The sequence below is a fragment of the Pseudomonas sp. MF5691 genome (assembly GCF_016405645.1).
Taxonomy (GTDB): Bacteria; Pseudomonadota; Gammaproteobacteria; order Pseudomonadales; family Pseudomonadaceae; genus Aquipseudomonas; species Aquipseudomonas shahriarae.
In genome coordinates, this window is the sequence record NZ_JAEKDC010000037.1 from 14130 (window position 1) to 28345 (window position 14216).

Genomic DNA, 14216 nt, shown 5'->3' on the forward strand with positions numbered 1-14216 from the left:
CAAGAAATGAACGCTGAAGACTCCTTGAAACTTGCTCGCCGGTTTATCGGGTTGCCCCTGGAAAAACGCCAGTTGTTCCTCCAGGCGCTGCAAAAGGAAGGGATCGACTTCTCGCGTTTTCCGATTCCGGCCCAGGTCGAGGCCGAGGATCGCCAGGCGTTGTCCTACGCCCAGCAGCGTATGTGGTTTCTCTGGCAACTGGATCCTGCCAGCGCAGCCTATAACCTGCCGGGAGCGGTGCGTCTAAAGGGCACCTTGAGCCTGCCGGCCATCGAGCAGGCGTTTGCCAGCCTGATCGCGCGGCATGAAACCCTGCGCACAGTGTTCCAGCGCCAGGCCGATGAGCGCCTGGTGCAAGTGCCCTGCCAGCCTGCGTTAGCGATTGAACCACTGGATCTTGGCAACTTGCCGCCGGTTGAGCGTGAACAGGCGGTGATGGCTGCCGCCACCGCGCAATCGCTGCAGCCCTTCGACCTGGCCAATGGCCCCTTGTTGCGCGTGCAATTGCTCAAACTCGCCGAGCAAGAGCATGTGTTGCTGCTGACCCTGCATCACATCGTCTCGGACGGCTGGTCGATGAACGTGCTGATCGACGAGTTCATCCGATGCTATGACGCCTTTGAACGCAACCAGTCGCCACAACTGCCAGACCTGCCGATCCAGTACAGCGACTACGCCTTGTGGCAGCGCCGCTGGCTGGAAGCGGGGGAGCAGGCGCGGCAGCTGGATTACTGGCGCGAACAGTTGGGCGATGAACACCCGGTGCTGGAGTTGCCAACGGACTTTGCACGCCCAGCCGTGGCCAGCCATCAGGGCCAGCGCTATGAGTTCGCCTTGCCGGCAGCCTTGGCCGATGGTGCGCGGTTGTTGGCTCGCCAGCAGAACGTATCGTTGTTCACCGTGCTGCTGGCAGCGTTCAAGATCCTGCTGTTTCGCTACACCGGCCAGACTGACCTTCGGGTAGGCGTGCCGATTGCCAACCGGCATCGCGGTGAAACCGAGGGCCTGATCGGGCTGTTCGTCAACACTCAAGTCATGGCTGCCCACGTTGATGGGCAGGCGCGGGTCAGCGACCTGTTGCAGGGGCTCAAGGATGTGGTCAATGGCGCCCAGGCCCACCAGGACCTGCCGTTCGAGCGCCTGGTCGAGGCGCTCAAGCCGGAGCGCAGCCTGAGCCACACGCCACTGTTCCAGGTGCTCTACAACCACCAGCCACAAGTGGCAGACCTAGAAGCGCTGGTGCTGGAATCCGGACTCTCCCTGAGCCTGGTCGAGTGGCAGAGCCGCACCACTCAGTTCGACCTCAGCCTCGACACCTGGGAAAAGGGCGGCACCCTGCGCGCTGCATTGACCTTCGCCACCGACCTGTTCACGCCCGCCACCATCGAGCGTATGGCCCGCCACTGGAGCCACTTGCTCGGCGGCATGATCGACAACGTACAGCAGCGCGTGGCTGAGTTGCCGATGTTCGACGCCAGCGACTATCAGCAGCAAATTCATGGCTGGAACGCCACCGCCTCTGAGTACCCGCAAGCGCGCAGCATCCATCGACTGATCGCCGAGCAGGTGGAGCGCCAGCCCGACGCTCTGGCCCTGACCTTTGGCAGCAAGACCCTGAGTTATCGCCAATTGGACGGCCAGGCCAATCAACTGGCGCACAAGCTGATCGAGCTGGGCGTTGGCCCCGAAGTGCGCGTTGGCGTGGCCATGCAGCGCACCGACGCCTTGATCGTTGCCTTGCTTGGCGTGCTCAAGGCCGGCGGCGCCTATGTGCCGCTGGACCCGGATTACCCGGCTGACCGCGTCGCCTACATGCTGCAAGACAGTCGCGCTCAGGTGCTGCTGACCGAGGCCGAGCTGCTCGCCGACTTGCCTCAGACCCAGGCCCAGGTGTTGCAGATGGATCAACTGGCTGGCTACCCGTTGAGCGCACCGGTCACCCAGGTTGCGCCCAACAACCTGGCCTACGTGATCTACACCTCCGGCTCCACCGGCAAGCCCAAGGGCGTAGCCATTGCCCATGGCAACGTACTGGCACTGATCCACTGGTCGCAGCAGGTCTACAGTCGCGAAGATATCCAGGGTGTGCTGGCTTCCACTTCGGTGTGTTTCGACCTCTCGGTGTGGGAGATTTTCGTCACCCTGGCCAACGGCGGCTCGCTGATTCTTGCCCGCAATGCCCTGGAACTGCCCGAGCTGCCGGCCCGTGACCAGGTGCGTCTGATCAACACCGTACCCTCGGCCATCAATGCCTTGCAGCGTGCCGGGCAGATCCCTGAGAGTGTGCGCATCATCAACCTGGCCGGCGAGCCGCTCAAGCAATCCCTGGTGGACCGCCTCTATCAGCAACCGTCGATCAAACAGGTCTTTGATCTGTACGGCCCGTCCGAAGACACCACCTATTCCACCTGGACCCCTCGCGAAGCCTTGGGCCAGCCGTCCATTGGCCGGCCGTTGAGCAACACCCAGGGTTATATCCTCGATGCCGACCTGCAACCGGTGCCTACCGGGGTGGCTGCCGAGCTGCACCTGGCCGGCGCCGGGCTCACCCGGGGCTATCTGGGCCGGGCCGCGATGACTGCCGAAAAATACGTACCCAACCCGTTCTCCAGTACTGGCGAACGGCTGTACCGCACTGGCGACCTGACCCGCTATCGCGCCGATGGCGTGATCGAGTACGTCGGGCGGATCGACCATCAAGTGAAGATCCGTGGCCTGCGGATTGAGCTGGGGGAGATCGAAGCGCGCCTGCTCAGTCACCCGCAAATCAAGGAAGCGCTGGTGATCGCCCAGGATGGACGCTTGCTGGTGGCTTACGTGGTGCCGACAGCAATGCCCCAGGATCACGAGGTATTCACGCAAACGTTGCACGCGTACCTGGCCGAAACTTTGCCTGAATACATGCTGCCAACGGTGACCATGGCCTTGGCACAGTTTCCCTCGACCCCCAATGGCAAGTTGGACCGCAAGGCGCTGCCGCGGGCCGGTGAGGCCAAGGTGCAGGCGTTCAGTGCGCCGCAGGATCCACGGCAACTGCTGCTTGCCGGGATCTGGCAAGACATTCTTGGGCAGTCGCAGATTGGCCTGGATGACAACTTTTTCGAACTGGGCGGCGACTCCATCGTGTCGATCCAGGTGGTCAGCCGTGCCCGCCAGGCCGGTTTGCAACTGGCGCCCAGCGACCTGTTCCGTCACCAGACCCTACGCAGCCTGGCCGCTGCCGCGCGTGAAGTGTCGGCGCTGGCCATCGAGCAAGGCCCGGTCCAGGGGCCGGTGCTGTTGACCCCGGTGCAGCAATGGTTCTTTGCCGAGGATATTCCCACACGCCAGCACTGGAACCAGTCGCTGCTGCTGACTCCGCGTCAGCCGGTAGACGTCACAGCACTGGCTGGCGCGTTGCAGGCGCTGGTGGCGCAACACGATGCCTTGCGTCTGCGCTTTGTCGAGCGCGGGGAGGGCTGGGAACAGACTCATGCCCCGTCGGCAACTGTGGAGTTGTGGCAGCGCCAGGCCGCCAGCGTCGAGGAATTGCGTGAGCACTGTGATCTCGCCCAGGCCAGCCTGGACCTGGAGCACGGCCCGTTGATGCGGGCCTTGCTCGTGGACATGGCCGACGGCAGCCAGCGCCTGTTGCTGGTGCTGCATCACCTCGTGGTGGATGGGGTGTCCTGGCGTGTGTTGCTGGAAGACTTGCAGCGCGGCTACGGCCAAGGCGTGGCCGGCCAACCGCTGACCACGGCGCACAAGACCAGCGCCTACCAGCAGTGGGCAGTACGCTTGGACGACTACAGCCGCAGCCCGGCGCTGCTGGCTGAGTTGGCGTACTGGCGCGAACAATTGCAGGGCGTGGCAAACGACTTGCCCCGGGATAACCCGCAGGGCCGGCAAACCCAGGCAGTGGCTGAACATATCCGCTGGCGCCTGGACCGCGAGCAAACCCGTCAACTGCTGCAACAGGCGCCAGCGGCGTACCGTACTCAGGTCAACGACCTGTTGCTGGCGGCCCTGGCGCGCACGATTTGTCAATGGACCGGACACCCTTCGGCGCTGATCCAGCTGGAAGGCCACGGTCGTGAAGAGCTGTTCGATGACATCGACCTGACTCGCACCGTGGGCTGGTTCACCAGCCTCTACCCGTTGCGCCTGACGCCAAGCGTCGAGCTGGGTGCCACCCTCAAGGCGATCAAGGAACAGTTGCGCCAGGTGCCCAACAAGGGCATAGGCTATGGTGTGTTGCGCTACGGCGCGGCGGCCAATGAACTGGCGGTCTTGGCCCAGCCAAGGATTACCTTTAATTACCTGGGGCAGTTCGACCAGCAATTTGGTGAGGATGCGTTGTTCGTACCGGCCAGCGAAGGCGGCGGCCAGGCCCAGAGCCTGGGCGCACCCTTGGCTAACTGGCTGAGTGTGGAAGGGCGGGTCTACGCCGGTGAACTGGAACTGGACTGGAGCTTCAGTGGCGAAGTCTTTCGTCGGGACACCATCCAGGCCCTGGTGGACAGCTGCGCGCGCACCTTGCACGAACTGATTGAACACTGCCTCGATCCACAACAGGGCGGCGCGACGCCTTCGGACTTCCCGCTGGTCAGCCTCGACCAGGCACAACTGGAAGGCCTGGGCCTGCCATTGGCGCAGATCGAGGACCTCTATCCGCTGTCGCCGATGCAGCAGGGCATGCTGTTCCACAGCGCCTACGATGCCGAGCCCGGCGCCTATATCAATCAACTGCGCCTGACCATTGAAGGCCTGGACGTGGCGCGGTTTGCCCAGTGCTGGGAGGCGGTGCTGGAGCGCCATGAAGTGCTGCGCGCACGATGTATCTGGGAAGGCCAGGCGCAGGCGATGCAAGCGATCCAGCGCTCGGTGCAATTGCCGCTGACAGTGCTGGAGAGCGCTCCTGACGACCTCGATCGTTTGGCCCTTGAACAGCGCGAACAAGGCTTCGACCTGCATCAGGCGCCGTTGTTGCGCCTGGTGCTAGTACCGCTGGCGGCCCGGCGTTATGAGCTGATCTACACCAGCCACCACATCCTGATGGATGGCTGGAGCAATGCCCAACTGCTGGGGGAGGTCTTGCAGCGGTACGCCGGACAAGTGCCGCCACCGGCCACCGGGCGTTATGCCGACTATGTGGGCTGGCTGCTGGCGCAGGACGCCGACGCCAGCGAGCAATTCTGGCGCGTGCAACTGCAAGCGCTGCCCGCGCCGACCTTGCTTGGCAACGCCTTGCCGGCGCCGCGCGAGGGCAGTGGCCATGCCAGTCACCACGTACTGCTGGACGCAACCACCACCGCGCGCCTGGGTGAGTTTGCCCGGCACAACAAGGTCACCTTCAATACCCTGTTGCAAGCGGCATGGGCGGCTTTGCTGCAACGTTATTGCGGCCAGTCGAGCGTGGCCTTTGGCGCCACAGTGGCCGGGCGTCCGGCTCATTTAGCCGGGATCGAGCAGCAGGTCGGGTTGTTTATCAATACCTTGCCGATCATTTGCAGCCCGGATGCTACCCATAGCGTCGCCAACTGGCTGCAGCACGTGCAGGCGCACAGTGTGCTCCTGCGTGAGCATGAGCACACACCGCTGTACGACATTCAACGCTGGGCCGGGCAGCCTGGTAGTGCGCTGTTCGACACCTTACTGGTGTTTGAAAACTATCCGGTGTCCCAGGCGCTGCAAGCCGGTGCGCCGGCCGGCTTGAGCTTCAGCGGGCTGCACAACCATGAACAGACCAGCTATCCGCTGACCCTGGGCATCGAGTTGGGTGAAACCCTGAGCCTGGACTTCAGCTACGCCCGGGCCGATTTCAGCCCGCAGCAGATACGTGTTATCGGCACAAGCCTGCTGCAACTGCTTGCGCAGTTTGTTGAGGATAACCAGCAAGCACTGGGCAACCTGAGCCTGCGCGAGCCAACCCTGGAGCAAACCGCAGTACAGCCGGCACTCGACCCGCTGCTGGCGCACCAGCGTATCGAACGCCGCGCGGCAGCGACCCCGGATGCCCTGGCCTTGATCAGCGGTGACGAGCGCTGGACCTATGCCGAGCTCAACCAGCGCGCCAACTGCCTGGCCCATCGCTTGCGTGAGCAGGGCGTAATGCCCGGCCAGCGCGTCGGGCTGGCGGTGCGTCGCGGTGGGGCGATGATTGCCAGCCTGTTGGCGATCCTCAAGGCAGGCGCCGCCTACGTGCCACTGGACCCCGATTACCCAGCCCAGCGCCTGGCCTACATGATTGATGACAGCGCAATGGACCTGCTGCTGCGCCAACCCGGCGTACTCGACGACGTCCTGGCCGATGCACGCGTGCCGTGCCTGCTGCTCGACGGTTCGGAGCGCGACTACCCACGCACCAACCTGGCCAACCTGGCGCAGGCCGAGCATCTGGCCTATGTGATCTACACCTCCGGTTCCACCGGGCAGCCCAAGGGCGTGTCCATCGCCCATGGCGCGCTGCGCGAATTCTGCACGATAGCCGCCGAGTACTCACAACTCACGCCCCAGGAACGGGTACTGCAATTTGCAACATTCAGCTTCGACGGTTTTGTCGAACAGTGCTTCCCGCCGCTGTGCGAAGGCGCCTGCCTGGTGCTGCGCGGCGATGAAACCTGGGACACGGCGACCTTGTACGAGCAGATCATCGAACACGGCGTGACCTTGGCCGATTTGCCGGCAGCCTATTGGTTCCTGCTGGCCCAGGACTGGGCGGCGGACCCGCAGCGCAGTCGCGGACGACTGCGCCAGGTGCACGTGGGGGGTGAGGCGATGTCGGTGGAGGGGCTCAAGCTCTGGCACGCCGCAGGCCTTGGCGGCGTGCGCTTGCTCAATACCTACGGCCCGACCGAAGCCACGGTAGTGTCCAGCACCCACTTGTGCCAGCTCGAGGATATCGATGAAGCCAATGGCGTACCGATTGGTCGTGCCTTACCGGGGCGAGCGCTGTATGTGCTCGACCGCGACGCCAACCCGGTGCCCGATGACGTGGTGGGTGAGTTGTGTCTCGCCGCCTGTGAAGGTTTGGCCCAGGGTTATCACCAGCGTCCGGCACTGACCGCCGAGCGTTTTATTCCCGATCCTTTAGCCGCCGTGGCCGGCAGCCGCGTGTATCGCACTGGCGATCTTGCGCGCCGCGACGCGGCGGGCGTGGTGCATTACTGCGGGCGGATCGACCATCAGGTGAAGATCCGTGGTTTTCGCATCGAGCTGGGCGAAATCGAATCGCGCCTGTTGCAACAATCCGGTGTGCGTGACGCGGTGGTCCTGGCCCATCAAGGCGCAAGCACCCAGCAACTGGTGGCCTATATCGTACCGGCGAAGGCCGAGCGCTCGTTGTGCGAGCGCCTCAAGGCCAGTCTCAAGGCGAGCATGCCGGACTACATGGTGCCGACCCATTGGATGGTGCTCGACCACTTGCCACTGACCTCCAACGGCAAACTCGACCGCAAGGCCCTGCCGGCACCGGACGCCAGCCTGTTGCAACAGGACTACGTGGCACCGGTCACGGCACTGCAACAGCAACTGGCCGATATCTGGCAAACAGTGTTGAACCTGCCGCGCGTGGGTTTGAACGACAACTTCTTCGAGCTGGGAGGCGATTCGATCCTGTCGATGCAGGTGGTCAGCCGCGCCCGTCAGGCGGGGCTGCATTTCACTGCCAAAGCGTTGTTCGAGCAGCAAACGATTCAAGGTTTGGCCAGCGTAACGCGCAGCGGTGAAGGCGTGCCGACCATCGACCAAGGGCCGGTGGCCGGCGTCATGCCGTTGCTGGCGGTGCAGCAGGCGTTCTTCGAGGAGGATGTTCCCCAGCGCCATCACTGGAACCAATCCGTGCTGCTTGCGCCCCAGCAACCCCTGGACGGCGCACGACTCGCCCAGGCCTTGCAGGCGCTGGTCGCCCATCACGATGCCTTGCGCCTGAATTTCTACCGCGACGGCGAGCAGTGGGTCGCCAGCCATGGCGAGGCGTCGAACCCTGAGCTGCTGTGGCAGCATCGGGTCAACGATGAAGCCCAGCTCCAGGCGGTGGCCGATCAGGCCCAGGCCAGCCTGGACCTGCAACAAGGCCCGCTGCTGCGCGCGGTGTTGTTTGAGCGTGCCGATGGCAGCCAGCGCTTACTGGTGGCGATTCACCACCTGGTAGTCGACGGCGTGTCATGGCGCATCCTCTTGCAAGATCTGCAGGACGCTTACCGTCAGCCCGCCCTGGGCTTACCGGCCAAGACCACCGCATTCAAAACCTGGGCCGAGCAACTGCAAGGTCTTGCCCGCAGTCCCGCGCTGCAAGCCGAGATTTCGTTTTGGCAATCACTGGGCGCAACCGACAACCATCTGCCGGGCGCCAAGCCGGATGCCAGCTTGCGCAGTCGCGACGGCGTCACGCTTGATACACGCCTGAATGCCGAGCTGACCCGGCGCCTGTTGCAGGATGCGCCAGCGGCCTACCGCACCCAGGTCAACGATCTGCTGCTGACCGCGCTGGCGCGAGTCATCACGCGCTGGACGGGACGCAGCGAGGTGCTGATCCAGCTCGAAGGCCATGGCCGTGAAGAGCTGTTCGACAACCAGGACCTGACCCGCACCGTGGGTTGGTTCACCAGCCTGTTCCCGGTGCGTCTGGCGCCTGCCGAGGCGCTGGGAGATTCAATCAAGCAGGTCAAGGAACAACTGCGCGCCATTCCCAACCGGGGCGCAGGCTTTGGCGTCTTGCGTTACCTGGGTGACGCTGCCGTGCAGCAAACCCTGGCGGCACTGCCGGCGCCGCGTATCACCTTCAACTATCTGGGCCAATTCGACAGCACCGTTGAAGGCGAGCAAACGGCGTTGTTTTTGCCCAGTGGCGAGCATGCCGGGGTTGAGCAGCATCCGGACGCACCACTGGGTAACTGGTTGACCCTCAACGGCCAGGTATTTGAAGGCCAATTGTGCCTGGGCTGGACGTTCAGCCAGCAGATGTTCGACGCAGCGACCATCCAGCTACTGGCCGACGCCCTGGCTGTAGAGCTCAAGGCTGTGATTGAGCACTGCACCACAACCGGTCATCACGGCGTGACACCGTCGGACTTCCCGCTGGCGGCGTTGACACAGGCCCACGTGGATGTGCTTGCCGGCGCGCCTGAAGCCATCGAAGACATCTACCCGCTCTCGGCCATGCAGCAAGGCATGTTGTTCCACAGCTTGCTGGAGCAAAGCGGCGGCGATTACGTCAATCAGATGCAAGTATCGGTGGACGGCCTGGACCCAGAACGCTTTCGCGCAGCGTGGCAGGCGGTGGTCGATGGGCACGCCATTCTGCGCACGGCCTTTGCCTGGCAGGGCGGTTTGCCGCAGCCGATGCAGGTGGTGCACAAGCAGCTTGATGTGCCCTTTACCGTGCTCGACTGGCGCGCGCGCGACGATCAATCAGTTGCGCTGCAAGCGCTGGCTGCTGCCGAACTGGCCCAGGGTTTTGACTTGAACCGGCCTGGGCTATTACGCCTGGTACTGGTGCGCCTGGATGACCGTCGTTGCGAACTGCTTTACACCAACCATCACATCCTGATGGACGGCTGGAGCAATTCCCAACTCCTGGGTGAGGTGCTGCAGCGTTATGACGGCCAGGCGCCGGGGCCGTCCGTTGGGCGCTATCGCGATTACATCGCCTGGCTGCAACGCCAGGATCAACAGGCCAGTGAACAATTCTGGAGCGCCAACCTGACGGCACTGGAGGAGCCGACCCTGCTGGCACAGACGGTCAGTGGCCAGGGGCAGGCCGCCGCCGGTCACGGCGACCATCACTTGATGTTGGATGGGGAGCAAACCCGCCGCCTGAGCGAGTTTGCCCGCCAGCAAAAAGTCACCTCCAACACCTTGGTGCAGGCCGCGTGGCTGTTGCTGTTGCAGCGCTACACTGGGCAGGACTGCGTGGCGTTTGGTGCCACGGTCGCCGGTCGCCCGGCTGACTTGCCGGGTATCGAGCAGCAGGTTGGGCTGTTCATCAATACCTTGCCGGTGGTTGCCAGCCCGCGCGCCGAGCAAACCGTCAGCCAATGGTTACAGGTCGTGCAGGGGCAAAACCTGGCCTTGCGCGAGCATGAGCACACGCCGTTGTTCGATATCCAGCGTTGGGCCGGGCAGAGCGGTGACGCACTGTTCGACAGCCTGCTGGTATTTGAAAACTACCCGGTGGCCGAAACCCTCAAGCGCGGCGCGCCGCAAGGCTTGGTGTTCGGCGAAGTGCAGAGTCATGAGCAGACCCATTATCCGTTGAGCCTGTCGGTCAGTCTGGGGCAGACCCTGAGTGTGCATTACCGCTATAGCCATGGGCACTTTAGCGCCGACACCATCAGCGAGCTCAGCGGGCATTTCAGCCACGTGCTGCTGGGTATGCTCGATCAGCCCGAGCTGGCGCTGGGTGATTTGTCGATGCAAGGCGCTGCGCGGCAACAACAGATGGTCGCGCAATGGAACCCGGCGGCGGTCGATTACCCGCGCGGGCAATGCATCCACCAACTGTTCGAGGCCCAGGCTGAGCGCGCTCCCGATGCCGTCGCCCTGGTGTTCGGCCAGCAGTCGCTGACCTATCGCGAGCTCAACGAACAGGCCAACCAACTGGCGCATCGGTTGCTGGCCGAAGGTGTCGGGCCGGAACGTCTGGTGGGGATCGCGGTGGAGCGCGGCTTGCCGATGATCATCAGCCTGCTGGCGATCCTCAAGGCCGGTGGCGCCTATGTGCCGCTGGACCCGGCATACCCGGCTGATCGCCTGGCGTACATGATGCAAGACAGCGGCCTGAGGTTGCTGATTACCCAGGCGCCGCTGCTGGGGGCGCTGCCAATTCCAGGCGGTGTTGAGGCGCTGGTGCTGGACGGTGAGGCGGGCTGGTTCGCGGGCTATCCGAGCCACAACCCGCAGCCATCGGCCGGACCGGGCAACCTCGCCTATGCAATCTACACCTCCGGTTCAACCGGCAAGCCCAAAGGGGTAATGGTGCCCCATGGCGCCCTGGGCAACTTCATTGCGAGCATGGCCCGCCAGCCGGGGCTTGCGGTGGGAGAGCGGATCCTGTCTCTGACCACCTTCTCGTTCGATATCTTCGGTCTGGAGATTTACCTGCCGCTGACCGTTGGCGCCTGTGCGGTGTTGGTGGACAAAGACACCACCCTCGACCCGGACGCGATCCTCGCCACCGTGGCTACCCAGCGTGTCAACACCCTGCAAGCCACGCCCTCGACCTGGCGCATGTTGCTCGACAGCCCGCAGGTGGCGGCGTTGCAGGGCTGCACCTTGCTCTGCGGTGGCGAAGCCCTGGCCGATGAACTGGCGGCACGCATGCTCGCCCTCGGTGGAGCGGTATGGAACCTCTATGGGCCAACCGAAACCACCATTTGGTCAGCCGCCCATCGTCTCGACGGCCAGCCATGGCTGGGGCGGCCGATCGACAACACCGGCCTGTACATCGTCAGCCAGGACGGTGCCTTGGCCCCGGTCGGCGTGCCCGGTGAGCTGTTGATCGGCGGTGATGGCCTGGCGCGCGGCTACTTCCAGCGCCCAGGCCTGACTGCCGAACGTTTCCTGCCCGACCCGTTCGGTGCGCCCGGCCAGCGCTTGTACCGCACCGGCGACCTGGCGCGCTATCGCGCCGAAGGGGTGATCGAATACCTCGGGCGCTTGGACCACCAGGTGAAAATTCGCGGCTACCGGATCGAACTGGGGGAAATCGAAGCGCGCATCCAGGCCCAGGATGCTGTGCGCGAAGCGGCCGTGGTGGCCCTCGATGGACCCAGCGGCCCGCAACTGGTGGGTTACGTAGTGCTCGCCGAATCGACGGACAGCACCGAGCAACATACGGCGTTGCGCGAGTCGATCAAGGCCGGGCTCAAGCAGCATCTGGCCGACTACATGATCCCTGCGCACCTGGTATTCGTCGCGCAGATGCCCTTGACCCCCAACGGCAAACTGGACCGCAAGGCCTTGCCGGCACCGGATGTCAGCCAGACGCAAAAAGCCTATGTGGCGCCGGTTTCGGAACTTGAGCAGCAACTGGCCGGGATCTGGCAAGAGGTGCTCAAGGTCGAGCGCGTGGGGCTTGGCGACAACTTCTTCGACCTGGGCGGGCACTCCCTGCAAGTGGTGGTGATGCTGTCCCGTGTGCGGGCAGTGCTTGGGGTAGACGTGGCCGTGAAGGACTTTTACGCGCAGGACAGCCTCGGGGCCTTGGCCCAATCGCTGGTCGATGCGACCCGGGACGATGGCCTGGATGATGACTTTGACCTGATCTTCGATGCCCTTGATGAGCTGGAGCAGGAAAACCTGGAGGAAACCAATGCTTAAGCAAGGCGGGGCCAAAACCGCAGAACTGGTGGCGCGCATCAAGGACTTGAGCGCACCCAAGCGTGCGCAACTGTTCCGCAAGCTGGAGCAGCAGGGCGTCAACGTCGCGCGTTTCCCGATTGTGCCGGCTAGCGAAGCCGGGCCCCAGCAACTGTCGTATGCCCAGCAGCGGCAATGGTTTCTCTGGCAGTTCGACCCAACGGGCAGTGCCTACAACATCTGTACGGCGCTGCATTTGAAGGGGGAGCTGGATGTCGAGGCGCTGCAACGCAGCCTGTCGCAGGTGCTGGCGCGCCATGAAGGGCTGCGCGCCGGATTTGTGCAGCAAGGCGAGCAGGTGCGATGCATCATGCGGCCCATCGAAGCCGTGGAGCTTGCGGTGCAGGCTGCCCCGGCAGGCGATCCCGAGTCCGTAATCAAGGCGTTTGTCCAGGTGCAGAGCAGCCAGCCGTTCGATCTGGAACACGATCTGCTGCTGCGCGCCGCAGTGTTGCGTCTGGCGGACGATGAGCACGTGTTGGTACTGACGTTGCACCACATCATCACCGATGGCTGGTCGATGCAGATCATGATCGATGAGCTGCTGGCGCTGTACATTGCCCAGGTCACGGGCACGCCTTGCGCGTTGCCGGCACCGATCATTCAATACGCTGACTATGCCGCCTGGCAACGGCAATGGCTGGAGGCCGGGGAAGGGCGCCGGCAACTGGATTACTGGCGCGGTAAATTGGGCAGCGAGCACGTCTTGCTTGAACTACCGGTGGATCGCCCACGCCTGGGGCCACCGGACCAGCGTGGGGCGACGCTGCCGCTGGCGTTGGATCGTGCCTTGAGCGACGGCCTCAAGGGCCTGGCGCAGCAGCAAGGGGTGAGCCCGTTCATGTTGTTGCTGGCGTCGTTCCAGGTGCTGTTGCACCGCTACAGCGGCCAGTCTGACATTCGCGTCGGCGTACCCACCGCCAACCGCAACCGGGCCGAGACCGAGCGGGTCATCGGCTTTTTCGTCAATACCCAGGTGATGCAGGCCACGCTCGACAGCCAGCAGCCCTTTGCGGACTTTGTGCAGACGGTCAAGGCGGCGGCCCACGAGGCCCAGACCTGGCAAGACCTGCCGTTCGAGCAGTTGGTGGAGGCGCTGCAGCCCGAGCGCAACAGCCTGCACACGCCGCTGTTCCAGGTGATGTTCAACCATCAGATGGAAACTGGCCGGTTTGCCGATGGCCAACCCCTGGGCGGATTGCTGTGCACGCCAGTCGACTCGGAGAACCTCAGTGCGCCGTTTGACCTGACCCTCAATACCTTCGACGGCCCTGATGGCCTGTCGGCGGTCCTCACCTATGCCACCGATATCTTTGACGCCTCGACCGTCGAACGCATGGCGCGGCATTGGCAGAGATTGTTGCAGGGCATGGTCGATGATCCACGGCAGCGCATCGGTCAACTGCCGATGCTCAACGCCACTGAACAGCGCCTGGCGTTGCAAACCTGGAACGCCAGCACTGCCGACTACCCTCGCGACAGCGCCATCCACCACCTGATCGAAGCCCAGGCCGCCCGCACCCCGGATGCCGTAGCATTGGTCTTCGACACCCAGTCATTGACCTTTGCCCGACTCAACCAGCAGGCCAACCGCCTGGCCCATCGCCTGATCGCGGCCGGTGTCGGCCCTGATGTACTGGTGGGAATTGCGGTGCAACGCAGCGTTGACCTGGTGGTCGGGCTGCTGGCGATTCTCAAGGCCGGTGGCGCCTATGTGCCACTGGACCCGGCGTACCCCGAGGAACGCCTGGCCTACATGATGCAAGACAGCGGCCTGGCCCTGCTGCTGACCCAGGCACCGTTGCTGGCGCGCTTGCCGATCCCGGCCGGGGTCAGTGCCCTGGCCCTGGACCAACCGGATGCGTGGCTCGATGGCT

At 63.9% G+C, this 14216-nt stretch carries 2 protein-coding genes; both read left to right on the forward strand.

Features of this window, described 5'->3' with window-relative positions; genetic code table 11:
- The first annotated feature begins 6 nt into the window (after positions 1-6).
- The gene (locus JFT44_RS27505; RefSeq protein ID WP_198831441.1) at positions 7-12300 is read left to right on the forward strand and encodes a non-ribosomal peptide synthase/polyketide synthase; all 12294 of its coding nucleotides are present in this window, start codon (positions 7-9) and stop codon (positions 12298-12300) included.
- Positions 12293-14216: condensation domain-containing protein (locus JFT44_RS27510; RefSeq protein ID WP_198831442.1), on the forward strand; the 1924-nt coding region annotated here is incomplete at its 3' end. The genes JFT44_RS27505 and JFT44_RS27510, both read left to right, overlap by 8 nt.